Source organism: Pseudomonas sp. PDM19 (assembly GCF_014852215.1).
Classification (GTDB): domain Bacteria; phylum Pseudomonadota; class Gammaproteobacteria; order Pseudomonadales; family Pseudomonadaceae; genus Pseudomonas.
In genome coordinates this window covers 477,586-492,396 of the sequence record NZ_JACVBG010000001.1, presented here as the reverse complement: position 1 = coordinate 492,396, position 14,811 = coordinate 477,586, and the positions used below count along the sequence as shown (strand labels likewise).

The window sequence follows — 14,811 nt, the reverse complement described above, 5'->3', positions numbered from 1 at the left end:
CGTCCGCCCTACTCCCCGACCCGGTTGGCCCCCAGCGCGGTCAGCAGGCTTTCCAGGCGCGGCGAATCGCCCTGGATGTCTACCCACAGCCCGGTGATTTCCCGGCGCGGCGGGTAGTGCTTGCGCAGCGCGTCGAAAGCCGCCCGCCGGGTCTGGGTGTCTCCGATCAGACTGCGACGGAAATCGGCGTCATCGCTGCGCGGGTCGTACACCGCGCGGCAGAGCATCGCCAGCGCCCAGTCCGGATCGCATTCCTCTTTCAGACTCAGTTCGGCCAGCCATTGCGCCGGCAGCAGGTCGTCGAGATCGACGGCCTGCTCGCAACGCTGCCAGGCGCAGAACGCCTCGTAGATCTGCGCCGTGCCGCGCAACTTGCCATCCAGGCTGTAGCCGGCGATGTGCGGGGTGGCGATACGGCAGTGATGGGCCAGTTGCACGTTCACTTCCGGCTCGCCTTCCCAGACATCCAGCGCCACGTCGATATCCGCGCCGGACTCCAGGTGGATGCGCAGCGCCGTGTTGTCGACCACGCCGCCTCGGCTGGCATTGATCAGCCAGGTGCCGGGGCGCAGCGCCTTGAGGCGCTGCGCGTCGATCAGGTGGCGCGTCGGGTTGTCGCCGTCGCGGGTCAACGGTGTGTGCAGGCTGATCACGTCGCACTCGCGCAGCACTTCTTCCAGGCTGCGGAAATCACCCCCTTCGGCAGCGGCGCGCGGCGGGTCGCAGACGCGCACGTCCCAGCCCAATCCGCGCAGCACATCCACCAGGCGACCACCCACCTGCCCGGCACCGATCACGCCATAGCGGCGTTCGGAGAGCTTGGCGCCGTGTACGTCGGCCAGCGCCAGCAGGCTGCCCAGCACCCAGTCCACCACACCGCGGGCGTTGCAGCCCGGCGCACTGGACCAGGCGATGCCGGCCTCGGCGAAGTAGTCCAGGTCCAGGTGATCGGTACCGATGGTGCAGGTGCCGACGAACTTCACCTGGCTGCCCTGGAGCAGCTCACGGCTGACGTCCGTCACCGAGCGCACCAGTAATACTTCGGCATCACCCAGGGCGGCGCGGTCGATCGCGCGTCCGGGCAGGCGACGGATGTCGCCATGGGCGCCGAAGAAGGCTTCGACCAGGGGAATATTTTCATCGGCAAGGATACGCATGGACTGACTCCAGAAATCGTCACCGGCTACTTTACCAGCGCCGTTGCGCGCGGTCCCGCGCCACACACGCCAGGCTTTGCTGCCCGGGCGGACAGCCCTTAAACTGGCCGGCTTCCCGTTCATTTCTTCTGCCAAGGAAAGCCGTGACCAGCCTCACCCAGCCCGTCTCCCGCGGACGGCGCACCGCCACCGAACTCAAGGAACTGCTGACCCTCGCAGCGCCCATCATGATCGCCCAGCTGGCAACCACCGCCATGGGCTTCGTCGATGCGGTGATGGCCGGCAGCGTGGGCCCGCGCGATCTGGCCGCGGTGGCACTGGGCAACTCGATCTGGATTCCGATCTTCCTGCTGATGACCGGCACCCTGCTCGCCACCACCGCCAAGGTGGCCCAGCGCTACGGCGCCGGCGACCAGGCCGGCACCGGCCCGCTGGTGCGCCAGGCGCTGTGGCTGGCACTGCTGGTCGGCCCGCTGGCGGGGGCGACGCTGTGGCTGCTCTCCGAGCCGGTGCTGCGGGCGATGAAGGTCGAGGAAGCGCTGATCGAGCCGAGCTGCTTCTACCTGCGCGGCATCGCCTGCGGCCTGCCGGCGGTGGCGCTGTATCATGTGCTGCGCTGCTTCAGCGATGGCCTGGGGCGCACCCGGCCAAGCATGGTGCTGGGCATCTGCGGACTGATGCTGAACATCCCGATCAACTATGTGCTGATCTACGGCCACCTCGGCTTCCCGGCGCTGGGCGGCCCCGGCTGCGGCTGGGCCACCGGCTCGGTGATGTGGTTCATGCTGCTGGGCATGCTGGTCTGGGTGAACTGGGCGAAGGTCTACAAGCCGAGCCAGCTGTTCAGCCACTGGGAGCTGCCGAAGCCGCAGGTGATCGGCAGCCTCGTAGGGGTCGGCCTGCCCATCGGCATCGCGGTGTTCGCCGAGTCCAGCATCTTCTCGGTGATCGCCCTGCTGATCGGCGAACTCGGCGAGAAAGTGGTGGCGGGCCACCAGGTGGCGCTGAACTTCAGCGCACTGGTGTTCATGATCCCCTACTCGCTGGCCATGGCCGTGACCGTCCGCGTGGGGCAGTCGCTCGGTGCCGGTGCGCCGCGCGATGCTCGTTTCGCTGCCGGCGTGGGCATGGGCGCGGCGCTGGCGTACGCCTGCATTTCCGCCAGCGGCATGCTGCTGATGCGTGAGCATATCGCCGGGCTCTATACGCAGGACCCGGACGTGCTGGCGCTGGCCGCCACGCTGCTGGTGTTCTCGGCGCTGTTCCAGTTCTCCGACGCCGTACAGGTCACCGCCGCCGGCGCCCTGCGCGGCTACCAGGACACCCGCGCGACCATGATCATGACCCTGTTCGCCTACTGGGGCATCGGCCTGCCGGTGGGCTACAGCCTCGGCCTCACCCACTGGCTGCAGGAGCCCACCGGCCCGCGCGGCCTGTGGGAGGGCCTGATCGTCGGTCTGACCTGCGCCGCGGTAATGCTGTGCATTCGCCTGTCGCGCAGCGCCAGGCGGCAGATCGTGCTGAACGAGATGCGCACGGCGGGCTGATCGCCCACAACGCAGAAAGCCGCCCGAGGGCGGCTTTTTTATTTGGGAGTCGTGCAGGAAAAACACTGCGTAGGATGGCGTGGAGCGCAGCGATACCCATCCTACAAAAGCAAAAAGCCGCCCAAGGGCGGCTTCTTCGTAGCGCAGGGAGGATCAGTCGGTAACCAGCGCCGGCTTCGGCCGGCTGCTCAGCGTCGTGCCCACCGAGGCGACGATGATCGCGCCGATGGCGATCCACTGATGCGAAGTCAGCTGCTCGCCCAGGAACACCAGGCCGGACAGCGCGCCGAAGGCCGGCTCGATACTCATCAGGGTACCGAAAGTCCGCGCCGGCAGGCGAGTCAGCGCCACCATTTCCAGGGTGTAGGGCAAGGCGCTGGAGAGGATCGCCACGCCCAGCAACGCCGGGAACAGGCTGATGTCGAACAGCGCCATGCCGCTGTGCGCAAGGCCGATGGGCGCCACGCAGATCGCCGCGATGCTGATGCCCAGCGCCGCCCCCTGCGCGCCCAGGTCGTTACCGGCGCGCTGGCCGAAGATGATGTAGAGCCCCCAGCAGACGCCCGCCCCCAGCGCCAGCGCGGCGCCCTTGGGGTCGATGCCGTGGCCGAAGTCGGCGATCGGCAGAAGCAGGCCGAGGCCGACCACGGCGATGGCGATCCACAGGAAGTCGATCGGCTTGCGCGAATAGAACAGCGCGACTGCCAGCGGCCCGGTGAACTCCAGCGCCACGGCAACGCCCAGCGGAATGGTCTGCAGCGCCATGTAGAAGGTCAGGTTCATCAGGCCCAGCGTCACGCCGTAGATGAACAGCGGCTTGAGCGGCTTGCCGCGCAGCGAGGTGCGCCACGGGCGGAGGATCGCCAGCAGGAGGATGGCCGCGAAGATCAGGCGCATGGAGGTCACGCCTTCGGCGCCGAGCACCGGGAACAGGCTCTTGGCGACCGATGCGCCGGTCTGGATCGAGGCCATGGACACGATCAGGATGAGAATGGGAAAGGCAGTGGAAATAAAGCGAGAGCGAGGCATGATGCGGACCTGAACAGGCGTTGCAACGGTTGGGATTTCTTGGTTGACTGTTATGCGCAACATAATGCGCAAAAAGGCCAGAATGAGCAATATACTGCCCACTCCTTCCGAACGTCCCAGCGTGCTGGTGCACGTCGCCGATAACGTGAAGACGCACCGCCGCAATGCCGGCTTCAGCCAGGACGCGCTGGCCAAGGCCTCGGGCGTCAGCCGGCGGATGCTGGTCGGCATCGAGAGCGGCGACACCAACGTCAGCCTCGCCACCCTCGACCGCATCGCCGCCGCTTTGACAGTCACCTTCGCCGACCTGGTTCGCCCGCCGTCCACCGGCGGCCTGTCCCGCGTCGACGCCGTCGCCTGGGGCGGCCAACAGGCCGACAGCCGCGGCACCCTCCTCGCCAGCACCCCCGCCACCCGTCAGGCCGAGCTCTGGCACTGGACGCTCGCCCCCGGCGACCGCTACAACGCCGAGCCCGATGCCGAAGGCTGGTACGACATGGCCTATGTCATCGAAGGCCGGCTGACCATCGTCCTTGCCGAGGAAACGGTGGAGGTCGACGCCGGCGGTTTCCACGTATTCAAGAGCAACCAGCCGTTTTCCTACCAGAACCATGGGGATGTGCTGGTGCGGTTTGTGCGGAACGTTGTGAACTGATTACTGCTGACAGTCGCGCCTGTCGGCGCTGATCGCGGGCATGGCCCGCGACCGTATGCACTACCCCCCATGAAAAAGGCCCGCACAAAGCGGGCCTTTTTCATGAACACCAGGCGTCAGCTGCCCTGCGGCATCTCACCCCGCGCCAGGCGCGCATTGATGTCGGCAATCACCGCCGGCAGTTCGGCGATGGTGTCGATCAGGTAGTGCGGGCGCGAGCCTTCGAACATCTGGCCGATGCGGCGACGTTCCTGCTCCAGTTTCTCCGCCGGCAGCGCCTTGTACTGCTCATAGGTCAGCCCCAGGGCGTTGCCCGAGCAGGTCAGCGCCACGGTCCACATGCCGGCACTGCGGCCTTCGAGGATGCCCGGCCAGGTGTCATCGACCTTCACGCAGGCCGCCACGTCGTTGATGCCCAGTGCAATCACGTTGGCCAGTGCCTGGGCCGGGTGCGGACGGCCGTTGGGCACTTCATCGGTGGCCACCACGTGGTCGGCGACGTAGCCGTTGGTCTTTGCCAGGGCGACGACCTTCTCCATCACCACCGCGGGGTAGCCGGAGCAGGAACCGATCTTCAGCCCTTGCTTGCGCAGTGCGGCGATGGCATCCAGCGCGCCGGGAATCAGCGCCGAGTGCTCGGCGATCTTCTCGATCTGCAGCGGCATGAAGCGCTCGTAGATGGCGGTGACGTCATCGTCGCTCGGTACGCGACCGAACTTGGCCTTGTAACGTTCGGCGATGGCCGGGATGTCGCACAGGGTGCGGATGTGGTCCCACTTGCCCATGCCCATCGGGCCGCGGGCTTCTTCCAGGCTGACCTGGACGCCGAACTCGGCGAAGGCCTCGACGAATATCTGGGTCGGCGCGAAGGAGCCGAAGTCGACCACGGTGCCGGCCCAGTCGAGGATGACGGCTTGCAGTTGCTTGGGTTGTGCGTAATTCATGGCGTTCAATCCTGTGGGAATTCGGGCGGGCGTCAGATTTCGAAGACTTCCATTTCCTTCAGCGTCTCGGCGATGGCCGCGACGGCGGCGCGCATGCCGCTGGCGTCGACCTGGCCGATGCAACCGACGCGGAAGGTTTCCACCTGGGTCAGCTTGCCCGGGTAGAGGATGAAGCCCTTCTCGCGCACCCGGTTGTAGAACTCGGTGAAGGTGTAGCGGGCGTCACTGGGGGCATGGAAGGTGACGATGATCGGCGCCTGGATCTCGGCCGGCAGGAAGCTGCGGAACCCCAGTTCGGCCATCTCCGCCAGCAGAGTCTGGCAATTGTTTGCGTAACGCTGATGACGGGCCGCGAGACCGCCCTCTTCCTCGTACTGGCTCAGCGCTTCGTGCAGCGCGGCCACCACGTGGGTCGGCGGGGTGAAGCGCCACTGGCCTGTCTTGGCCATGTAGGCGTGCTGGTCCTGCAGGTCCATGGACAGCGAGTGGCAATTGCCGGCGCTGGCGTTCAGGGCGGTGCTGCGGGCGAAGACGAAGCCCATGCCCGGTACGCCTTCCAGGCATTTGCCGGAAGCGGCGATCAGCGCATCGAAGGGGATGTGGCGGGCGTCGATGTCCAGCGCGCCGAAGGAACTCATGGCATCGATGATCAGGCGCTTGCCGTGGGATTCGATGACCCTGGCGATCTCGGCCAGCGGGTTGAGGATGCCGGTGCTGGTTTCGCAGTGGATCAGCGCCACATGGGTGACGCTCGGGTCTGCGCTGAGCAGGCGGTCCACGTCGGCGGCGGTGGTCGGCACGTCTTCTTCGGTTTCGAAGGTGCTGAACTCGCGGCCGATCACCTGGCAGATCTTCGCCAGACGCTTGCCGTAGGCGCCGTTGATCAGCACCAGCACCTTGCCGTCACGCGGTACCAGGGTGCCGATGGCGGCTTCGACGGAGAAGGTGCCGCTGCCCTGCAGGGGCACGCAGGTGTGGGTCGCCTCGCCGTGGATGATCGCCAGCAGGCGCTTGCAGACGTCGGCGGTCAGGTCGTTGAAGTCGCGGTCCCAGGAGCCCCAATCGACCATCATGGCGCGACGGGTGCGGGGGGACGTGGTCAGCGGACCGGGAGTCAGCAGGATGGGGGCTCGCTCGGCAGTGCTCATGCTCGATTCCTCTTTCGTGGGAACGTCGTCAGGGCTGAATTCGGTTGGGCCGGGGCGGGTTCGCGGCGGCCTGGGCATAACTTGCCGGCCGGGCAGATATCGTTCAAATTGTTTATCACGATGCACTGCATAAGCCAGACATATACCTCATGAACCTCTTCCAGCTCCGCGCCTTCGACGCCGTCGCCCGCGAACGCAGCTTCACCCGCGCCGCCGAGCGCCTGTTCATCAGCCAGCCGGCCGTGACCGGGCACGTGAAGGCGCTGGAGGAGCACTACCAGGTCAATCTGTTCCGCCGCACCGCGCGCGGCGTGGAGCTGACAGAAGATGGCGTACGCCTGTCGGCCATCAGTCGCACCCTGTTTGCCCTGGAGGAGGAAGCCGAAGCCGTGCTCGACGCCAGCCGCGAGCTGGTGACCGGGCGTATCGAAGTGGCCGCCGACGGCCCGCACCTGGTGATGCCGATGCTTGCCCGGCTGCGCGCGCGCTACCCCGGCATCACCGTCAACCTGCGCCTGGGCAATGCGCAGGAGACCCTCGCCGCGCTGATGGACGAGCACGTCGATATCGCCGTGCTGACCGAGGTGGAGCCGCGCGCCGGACTGTTCCTGCGCGAGCTGGTGGAGTCGCGCATCTGCGCCCTGGTGCCGGCCAGCCACGCCTGGAGCGAGCATGCTGGCGAACTACCGCTGGGGGAGCTGGACCGGCAGATCATGGTGCTGCGCGAGCCTGACTCAATCACCCGGCGCACCTTCGATGCGGCCTGCTCGGCGGCATCGGTCGAGCCCCGCGTGCTGCTGGAACTGGACAGCCGCGAGGCCGTGACCGAAGCGGTGGCAGCGGAGCTGGGGATCGGCATCGTGTCGTCGCTGGAGGTCAGCCCGGACCCACGGGTGAAGGCCATTCCACTGGGTGGCGATGGGTTGCTCAACCGCCACGCCATCGGCTGCCTGGAGCGGCGCCGGGGGTTGCGGGTGGTCAGTGCGTTTCTGGAATTGGCGGAGGGCTGAGGGTCATCGCCTGAATCGACTGCAGGAGCGCCGCGCGCCGATATCCCCTGTAGGGCGCATAACGCCCAGAGCGCTATCCGCCGTCCTGGCGGATAACCCGTTCCGGGTTATCCGCCCTACGAGTGCGACGGAACCTTCGGATGGATGCGAACAGCCGCCCTACTCCGCTGGCAAGTCTTCCTTCACCAGATCAAGAAAGGTCGCCACGATCCGCCGGGTGCTCTGCTCACGCAGGCACACCAGCGTCTCGCTCATGCGCCAGTGGCAATCGAGGATCGGCAGCGCATGCACACGCGCATCGGCCCCCAGTTCGGCAGCCGACACCACGCCGACGCCAATTCCCACCGCTACCGCTTCCAGCGACGCTTCGCGGCCCTCCACCTCGATGGCCGGGCGGATGCGCCAGCCAGCGCGGGCCATTTCCGCCTCGAGCATCTGCCGGGTCACCGAGCCCTGCTCGCGCAGCACCAGCGGCGTGTCGTCGAGGTCGGCCAGTTCGATGGACTCGCGCCCGGCCCAGGGATGGCTGCGGCCGACGAAGGCGACTATGGGGTCGCTGCGCAGGGTGAAGGTCAGCAGGCGCTCGTCCTGCACCTCGCGGCCGAGCAGCGCCAGGTCCGCCTGGTAGTCGAACAGGCGTTGCAGGGATTCGTCGGTATTGCCCGTTTCCAGCTTCACGCGGATGCCCGGATGGCGCTGGCAGAAGCGCGCGATCTGCGGCAGCACGTGCACCGGCGCGTCCACCGCCAGGGTCAGGCTGCCGGTCTGCAACGCGCTGGATTCCTGCAGCAGCTCCTGCGCCTCCGCCTCGATCACGAACAGCCGCTGGGTCACCGCCAGCAGGCGCTCGCCCAGTTCAGTCAGGCGTACCGAGCGCTTGTTGCGATGGAACAGCAGCACGCCGTAGCGCTCCTCCAGCTTGCGCACCTGGTCGGAAACCGCCGGCTGGGTGAGGAACAGTCGCTCGGCGGCGCGAGTGAAGCTGCCGTGTACGGCAACGGCATGGAAGGCCTTGAGTTGAGCGTGGGAAACGGACATGGGCACGCCTCGGCGGGAAGGTTCTGACCGTCTTTTCACCAGCAGACGGAAAGCGACTACAAAGTCATTCGCGCGGAACACTAACGTCATGGCCCTCTGTCATACAAGCTCAGCTTATTTTTGAAATCTGATAAATCGATTTCAGTTATTTATTCGAAATTGTTTCCATCCCTCCACCGCCGCCGAACCTGATGGGTTCAGCAAGGCGGTACAGAACAGCTCCAGCGCTTCTGACCCGCACCGCAAAGACGGTGCGACGTGCTTCGAAAACAAAAATAAAAAAGGCGTTACCCACTGACTGCCGGCACAGCACAACAACAAAGAGGTCAGATCATGCTCAACCCTCACGGCACCGCTTCGCCGCGCGCTTCGCTGGCGCGCTGGAAATGGCAGATCTTCGCCATCACCTGGCTGGCCTACGCAGCCTTCTACTTCACCCGCAAAGCCTTCTCGGTGGCCAAGCTCGGCATCGCCGAAGACCCCACTTTCCATCTCGACAAGATCGCGATGGCCAACCTCGACGCCATCTACCTCACCGCCTACGCGGTGGGCCAGTTCACCTGGGGTGTCTTCGCCGACCGCTACGGCCCCCGCGTGGTGGTGTTCGGCGGCCTGCTGATCTCCGCCGTCGCCGCGCTGGTGATGGGCAGCTTCGCCACCCTGCCGATCTTCGCCACCTGCATGGTGGTCCAGGGCCTGGCGCAATCCACCGGCTGGTCCGGGCTGTGCAAGAACATCGGCAGCTTCTTCGCCACCCATGAGCGCGGCCGCGTGCTCGGGCTGTGGAGCACCTGCTACGCCTTCGGCGGACTGGTCGCCTCGCCCTTCGCCGGCTGGTGGGCCTATGAGGTGTTCGGTACCTGGCATGCGGCGTTCTACTCCACCGCCGCGGTGGTCGGTGCGGTCGCCATCCTGTTCCTGCTGCTGCAACGCAACCGCCCGCAGGACGTCGGCCTGCCGCCGGTGGAAGCCGATGTGCAGCAACCCGGGGCGGTGAACTACGCCGGCTTCAAGCAGGAGGGCGCGAACGGCAAGTCCCTGCGCATCCTCGGCAAGGTGCTGCGCAACCGCACCGTGCTGACCCTGGGGCTGGCGTACTTCCTGCTCAAGCCGGCGCGCTACGCGATCCTGCTGTGGGGCCCGGTGATCGTCTACGAACGCATGCCGGGGCTGGGCAAGGTCGGCGCGGCGATCCTGCCGTCGGCCTTCGAGGTTGCCGGGCTGCTCGGGCCGATCCTGATCGGCTATGCCTCGGACCGCATCTTCGGCGCGCGGCGCATGCCCGCCTGCGTGATCAGCCTGCTCGGCCTGACCGTCTGCCTCGCGCTGTTCGTCCCGGCCATGCAGACCGGCAGCAGCCTGCTGGTGCTGGCCCTGCTGTTCATGATGGGCCTGACCCTGTACGGACCGGACTCGATGATCAGCGGCTCCGCCGCCGTGGACTTCGGCACCGGCGAAGCGGCCGGCACCGCGGCGGGTTTCGTCAATGGCTGCGGCTCCGTCGGCGCGATCCTCGGTGGCCTGCTGCCAGGCTACTTCGACACCTACACCGTGTTCATCGGCTTCACCGTCACCGCGCTGATCGCCGCCGGCATCCTCATCCCGCACTGGAACAGCCGCCCGGAAGCAGCCGACCAGGCACAACCGGCCAACGATCAGCCCCGCCTGAACGCACGCCCCGTGCGCTCCTGAGTCCCGCTTACCCCTCACCGGCCGGCTGAGGGAATGGGCGAGGCGCCCCGCGCGCCTCGCCCTTTTTTCGTTGGCGCCTACACATCCGGAACCACGGATGGACTTGTGCCATGCGCCTCCTCTGAATAACATTGATTATCATTTAAAAGTTATTCCTGCTGGACGCCCTTGTGAGCACTTCCAACCTCGACGCGGTCTTCCTGGCCCAGCGCCTGCCTTTGCTGCGCACGCTCGTACGGATGGTGAAGAACCCGAGCATCGCCGAAGACCTGGTGCAGGAAACCTACCTGCGCGTCGCCCGCACCCTGCTCGATCGCCGCATCGATCACCTGGAACCCTTCCTCTTCCAGACCGGCCGCAACCTCGCCCTGGACCACCTGCGCCACCTGCGCATGCAGTCGCGGACCATGCTCGAGGACGTGCCTTTCGACGTGGTGCAGGCCGTGCCGGCGCCCGCCTCCAGCGCCGAGGACCAGTTGCACGCGGAAAAGCTGCTCGAACGCCTGGGCGCCACCCTCGAAGAGCTCAGCGAGCGCCAGCAGCGCATCTTCATCCTCAGCCGCCTGCACGGCTGCGGCTACGCGGAGATCGCCGAGCAGCTCGACATCTCGCCCAGCACCGTGCAGAAGGAACTGAAACTGATCATGGCGATCTGTGTCGGACTGGTCAGCCGCCTTGAGGAATCGGTATGACGGACTACCGTTCGCCGGCCGATTCGACAACAATGCGCGGCTCACCACCCCAGCACCGCCCCGAGGATCGCCCCTTGCCCTACGCCGCGCCGCCCGACGACCAGCAGATGGCCGAAGCCCTCGACTGGCTGATCCTCGAGGACGACATGGACGCCGCCACCCGCGCGCGCTTCGATGCCTGGCTCGCCGCCAGCGAAGGCAACGCGCGTGCCTACCAGCGCGTGCGCGATGCGTGGCAGTCACCGTTGCTGCCGGTTGCCGCTGCGCGCCTGGAACGCAAACGGGCGCAGGAAAAAGTCCGGCCGCTGCGTCGCCCGCGGCGCTTCTGGAAACCCGTCGCCACGGCCGCGGCGCTGGTACTCGCCATCGGAGTCGTGGTGCAGGGCGACCTGCTGACGCGCCTGCGTGCGGACCATCTCACCGCGGTCGGCGAACGCCAGAAAGTCCAGCTGGCCGACGGCTCGAACGTACTGCTCAACACCGACACCGCATTCTCCAGCAAGGTCGACGACCAGCAGCGCGTTGCCCGCCTCTACCGCGGCGAAGTCTTCTTCGACGTCGCCCATGACCGCAGCCACCCCTTCGAGGTGGAGGCCGGGCCGGTGCAGGTCACGGTGCGCGGCACCGCGTTCGCCGTGCGCTACCTCGGCAACGAGGCGGAAGTCAGCGTGCAGCGTGGCGAAGTGGACCTGCGCACGCGGCTGGACGACGCCCGCGTCAGCCTCGGTGCCGGCGACAGCATCCGCGTCGGCCCGCAGGGCTTCGGCGAGCGCCAGCACGGCGCCGAGGCCGAATCCCAGCTGGCCTGGGTAAAGGGCCGCATGGTGTTCGAGAACTGCCCGCTCAGCCAGGTGCTGGCCGAATTGCGCCGCTACTACCCCGGCTGGATCGTGAATACCAACGAGCGCCTGGAGAACGTCAGCGTCACCGGCAACTGGCGCCTGGACGACCCGCTGGGCGTGGCACGTTCGCTGGCGCAGATCACCTCCGCCGAGCTGCACGAATACCCGAAACTGCTGATCCTCAACTGAGCCCCCGCCACACGGCAGAAAGTTTTTTTACGCGATCCGAAAGGCTCGTTCGTTTAGTCAGAAGCCAATGCAATAGATTCGCATTTACGAATGCGAACAAAGACTGACTAAGAGAGCCCTTCGATGACCATTGCTTCTTCGCGTGCCCCTCTGCGCCGGCTGTCCGCGCCGGCCAGCATCTCGCTGCTCGCCCTGTCCATCGGCCTCGCCAGCCTGCCGGCCACTTCCGCCCAGGCGGCGGAAGCCAGCCAGACCCAGGCCGGCTACAGCTTCGACATCGCCCGCCAACCACTGCCACAGGCACTCAACGCTTTCAGCGCGGTGACCGGCTGGCAGGTTGGCGTGGCCGGTGACCTGGCTGACGGCGTGGTCTCTCCGGGCGTCAGCGGCCGCCTGCCGGCGGAGCGCGCGCTGAAGACCCTGCTCGGCGGCACTGGCCTGACCGTGCGCCAGCTCGGCCCGCGCAACGTGGTGCTGGAGCGCAACCTCTCCTCCGTCGCCGAGATGCAACCGCTCACCGTCACCGCGACCCGCCAGGCACAGAGCGTCACCTCGGTACCCTCCACGGTGAACGTCGTCGGCCGCGAAGAGCTGGATCGCAAGAACGTCAACAGCATCAAGGAGCTGGTGCGCGATATGCCCGGCGTCTCTGTCGGCGGCACCGGCAACCGTGCCGGCATCACCGGCTACAACATCCGCGGCATCGACGGCGACCGCGTGCTGACGCAGATCGACGGCGTCGAGATCCCCAACAGCTTCTTCAACGGCCCCTACGCGCAGACCGAGCGCAACTATGTCGACCCGGAAATCGTCAAGCGCGTGGAAGTTCTGCGCGGCCCGGCCTCGGCCCTGTATGGCAGCAACGCCATCGGCGGCGCGGTGAGCTACTTCACCCTCGACCCGGACGACATCATCAAGGACGGCCAGGACGTCGGCGCGCGCCTGAAGACCGGCTACAGCTCCGCCGATGACAGCTGGCTGACCTCCGCCACCGTCGCCGGCCGCCACGACGACTTCGACGGCCTGCTGCACCTGAGCCAGCGCAACGGCCACGAGACCGAGTCCTACGGCAGCACCGGCGGCACCGGTCTTTCGCGCACCGAAGCCAACCCCGAAGACGTGCGCACCACCAACGTGCTGGCGAAACTGGGCTGGAACTACGCCGAAGGCAGCCGCTTCGGCCTGGTCTACGAGAAGTACAAGGACGACGTCGACACCGACCAGAAGAGCGCCTACGGCGGCCCGTACTTCAACGGCGCACCGACCATCCCCGACAGCGTGCTGCCCGGCGGCATGTACCAGTGGCGCACCGGCAACGACACCATCACCCGCGAACGCTACGGCCTGGAACACCAGATGCTGCTGGACAGCGCGGTGGCCGATCACCTGAAGTGGACCTTCAACTACCAGATCGCCAAGACCGACCAGAGCACCGACGAGTTCTACTACCCGATCACCCGCCAGGTGCTGCGGACCCGCGAGACCCAGTACAAGGAGCGCCAGTGGGTGCTCGACCTGCAGATGGACAAGGCCTTCGCCCTGGGCGACACCGACCACCTGCTGACCTACGGCACCACCCTCAAGCGCCAGAAGGTCACCGGCTACCGCGAAGGCGACGCCACCTGCCTGGCCGTCAGCCGCACCTGCACCACCATCGGCGGCCCGAGCTCGGTGGCCTCCGACCGCCTGGCCCGCAGCAGCGACTTTCCCGATCCGACCATCGACACCTACGCCCTGTTCGCCCAGGACGAGATCCGCTGGAACGACTGGACCTTCCTGCCCGGCCTGCGCTACGACCACACCCGCCTGAAGCCGCACATCACCGACGAGTTCCTCAACACCGTCGACCAGAGCGGCGAAGGCGAAGTGAGCAGCGAAGACAAGAGCTGGCACCAGCTCTCGCCCAAGCTCGGCGTGACCTATTCGTTCAACGACAACTACCTGTGGTACGGCCAGTACGCCCAGGGCTTCCGCACCCCTACCGCCAAGGCGCTCTACGGCCGCTTCGACAACCCCACCACCGGTTACCGTGTAGAGCCCAACCCGGACCTGGACCCGGAACGCAGCCAGAGCTACGAGACCGGCCTGCGCGGCAACTTCGAGGAAGGCTCGTTCGACGTGGCGGTCTTCTATAACAAGTACCGCGACTTCATCAACGAAGACGCCATCACCCCCGGCTACGACGAGCCGACCTTCACCAGCAACAACATCAAGAACGCCATCATCAAGGGCGTGGAGCTGAAGGGCCGCCTGGAACTGGGCGCCTTCGGCGCGCCGCAGGGCCTCTACACCAAGGGCTCGGTGGCCTATGCCTACGGCCGCAACAAGGACACCGGCGAGCCGATCAACAGCGTCAACCCGCTCACCGGTGTGTTCGGCCTGGGCTACGACGAACAGGCCGGCCGCTACGGCGCCCTGCTCGACTGGACCCTGGTCAAGCGCAAGACCCGCGTGGACGACAGCCAGTTCAACGCCCCCGACGGCACCAGCAGCCAGTTCAAGACCCCGGGCTTCGGCATCCTCGACCTGACCGGCTACTACAAGCTGACCGACGACCTGACCCTCAACGCCGGCCTGTACAACCTCACCGACAAGAAGTACTGGCTGTGGGATGACGTGCGCGGCTACGACGGCGTCGGCGAAGCCTCGGTACTGGCCCCGGCCAACCTCGACCGCCTGACCCAGCCGGGCCGCAACTTCGCGATCAACCTGGTGTGGGATATCTGATGCACACGCGCCCTCGCTGAGCGTAGGGCGCATAACCTGGAACAGGTTGTCCGCCGCCCGGCGCGGCGGATAACGCTGACGCGTTATGCCCCCTGCAAAAGCGCGCCCGCACAGTGAACGCCGACAATCTTTACGCTTTCC

Annotated in this window: 12 protein-coding genes; 7 read left to right on the top strand and 5 right to left on the bottom strand. The window is 66.6% G+C overall.

The annotated features are described in order from the left end of the window. Positions 1-8: 8 nt before the first annotated feature. Positions 9-1,157 carry a 4-phosphoerythronate dehydrogenase PdxB gene (gene pdxB, locus IB273_RS02170; RefSeq protein ID WP_192223096.1) on the bottom strand — a complete coding sequence of 383 codons (1,149 nt, stop codon included), beginning with the start codon at positions 1,155-1,157 and terminating at the stop codon, positions 9-11. A gap of 143 nt (positions 1,158-1,300) precedes the next feature. Between pdxB and IB273_RS02165 the strand changes: the two genes are divergently transcribed. Next, positions 1,301-2,704: an MATE family efflux transporter gene (locus IB273_RS02165; RefSeq protein ID WP_192223095.1), complete on the top strand. Its 1,404-nt coding sequence runs from the start codon at positions 1,301-1,303 to the stop codon at positions 2,702-2,704. A gap of 153 nt (positions 2,705-2,857) precedes the next feature. Here IB273_RS02165 and rhtA read toward each other — a convergent pair whose 3' ends face one another. Then, a complete protein-coding gene (rhtA, locus tag IB273_RS02160; protein ID WP_081516750.1) occupies positions 2,858-3,733 on the bottom strand; it encodes a threonine/homoserine exporter RhtA in 876 nt (291 codons plus the stop codon). A gap of 52 nt (positions 3,734-3,785) precedes the next feature. Here rhtA and IB273_RS02155 point away from each other — a divergent pair, with 52 nt between their 5' ends. Next, positions 3,786-4,388 (top strand): helix-turn-helix domain-containing protein, encoded by a 603-nt coding sequence (locus IB273_RS02155; RefSeq protein WP_081516749.1) that lies wholly within the window; start codon positions 3,786-3,788, stop codon positions 4,386-4,388. Between the two features lie 116 nt (positions 4,389-4,504). On the opposite strand, the gene phnX is transcribed toward IB273_RS02155, so the two are convergent. Both phnX and IB273_RS02145 read right to left on the bottom strand, forming a co-directional pair. After that, positions 4,505-5,332 carry a phosphonoacetaldehyde hydrolase gene (phnX, locus tag IB273_RS02150; RefSeq protein WP_151186704.1) on the bottom strand — a complete coding sequence of 276 codons (828 nt, stop codon included), beginning with the start codon at positions 5,330-5,332 and terminating at the stop codon, positions 4,505-4,507. A gap of 32 nt (positions 5,333-5,364) precedes the next feature. Further along, positions 5,365-6,480: a 2-aminoethylphosphonate--pyruvate transaminase gene (locus IB273_RS02145; RefSeq protein ID WP_192223094.1), complete on the bottom strand. Its 1,116-nt coding sequence runs from the start codon at positions 6,478-6,480 to the stop codon at positions 5,365-5,367. A 149-nt stretch (positions 6,481-6,629) separates the two neighbouring features. On the opposite strand from IB273_RS02145, the gene IB273_RS02140 reads away from it, so the two are divergent. Beyond that, complete coding sequence (locus IB273_RS02140; protein ID WP_151186702.1) at positions 6,630-7,490, top strand: LysR substrate-binding domain-containing protein; 861 nt, start codon at positions 6,630-6,632, stop codon at positions 7,488-7,490. A gap of 159 nt (positions 7,491-7,649) precedes the next feature. Here IB273_RS02140 and IB273_RS02135 read toward each other — a convergent pair whose 3' ends face one another. Continuing rightward, on the bottom strand, positions 7,650-8,528 hold the full coding sequence (locus IB273_RS02135) for a LysR substrate-binding domain-containing protein (RefSeq protein ID WP_081516745.1): 879 nt from the start codon (positions 8,526-8,528) through the stop codon (positions 7,650-7,652). Between the two features lie 333 nt (positions 8,529-8,861). Here IB273_RS02135 and IB273_RS02130 point away from each other — a divergent pair, with 333 nt between their 5' ends. The 4 genes from IB273_RS02130 to IB273_RS02115 all read left to right on the top strand — a co-directional run bounded on the left by IB273_RS02130 (position 8,862) and on the right by IB273_RS02115 (position 14,670). Continuing rightward, positions 8,862-10,220, top strand: a complete 1,359-nt coding sequence (locus IB273_RS02130; RefSeq protein ID WP_081516744.1) for an MFS transporter — start codon at positions 8,862-8,864, stop codon at positions 10,218-10,220. Positions 10,221-10,390: 170 nt separating this feature from the next. Next, a complete protein-coding gene (locus tag IB273_RS02125) occupies positions 10,391-10,912 on the top strand; it encodes an RNA polymerase sigma factor (RefSeq protein WP_192223093.1) in 522 nt (173 codons plus the stop codon). A gap of 107 nt (positions 10,913-11,019) precedes the next feature. Next, the gene (locus IB273_RS02120; RefSeq protein WP_192223792.1) at positions 11,020-11,943 is read left to right on the top strand and encodes a FecR family protein; all 924 of its coding nucleotides are present in this window, start codon (positions 11,020-11,022) and stop codon (positions 11,941-11,943) included. Between the two features lie 123 nt (positions 11,944-12,066). After that, entirely contained in the window at positions 12,067-14,670 is a 2,604-nt protein-coding gene (locus IB273_RS02115; protein WP_081516742.1) for a TonB-dependent receptor, read from the top strand. The last annotated feature ends 141 nt before the right edge of the window (positions 14,671-14,811 follow it).

Excerpts from the sequence above, each read along its gene's own strand:
- pdxB (WP_192223096.1), bottom strand. The coding sequence starts at position 1,157 with ATGCGTATCCTTGCCGATGAAAATATTCCCCTGGTCGAAGCCTTCTTC.
- rhtA (WP_081516750.1), bottom strand. The coding sequence starts at position 3,733 with ATGCCTCGCTCTCGCTTTATTTCCACTGCCTTTCCCATTCTCATCCTG.
- IB273_RS02155 (WP_081516749.1), top strand. The coding sequence starts at position 3,786 with ATGCGCAACATAATGCGCAAAAAGGCCAGAATGAGCAATATACTGCCC.
- phnX (WP_151186704.1), bottom strand. The coding sequence starts at position 5,332 with ATGAATTACGCACAACCCAAGCAACTGCAAGCCGTCATCCTCGACTGG.
- IB273_RS02145 (WP_192223094.1), bottom strand. The coding sequence starts at position 6,480 with ATGAGCACTGCCGAGCGAGCCCCCATCCTGCTGACTCCCGGTCCGCTG.
- IB273_RS02140 (WP_151186702.1), top strand. The coding sequence starts at position 6,630 with ATGAACCTCTTCCAGCTCCGCGCCTTCGACGCCGTCGCCCGCGAACGC.
- IB273_RS02135 (WP_081516745.1), bottom strand. The coding sequence starts at position 8,528 with ATGTCCGTTTCCCACGCTCAACTCAAGGCCTTCCATGCCGTTGCCGTA.
- IB273_RS02130 (WP_081516744.1), top strand. The coding sequence starts at position 8,862 with ATGCTCAACCCTCACGGCACCGCTTCGCCGCGCGCTTCGCTGGCGCGC.
- IB273_RS02120 (WP_192223792.1), top strand. The coding sequence starts at position 11,020 with ATGGCCGAAGCCCTCGACTGGCTGATCCTCGAGGACGACATGGACGCC.
- IB273_RS02115 (WP_081516742.1), top strand. The coding sequence starts at position 12,067 with ATGACCATTGCTTCTTCGCGTGCCCCTCTGCGCCGGCTGTCCGCGCCG.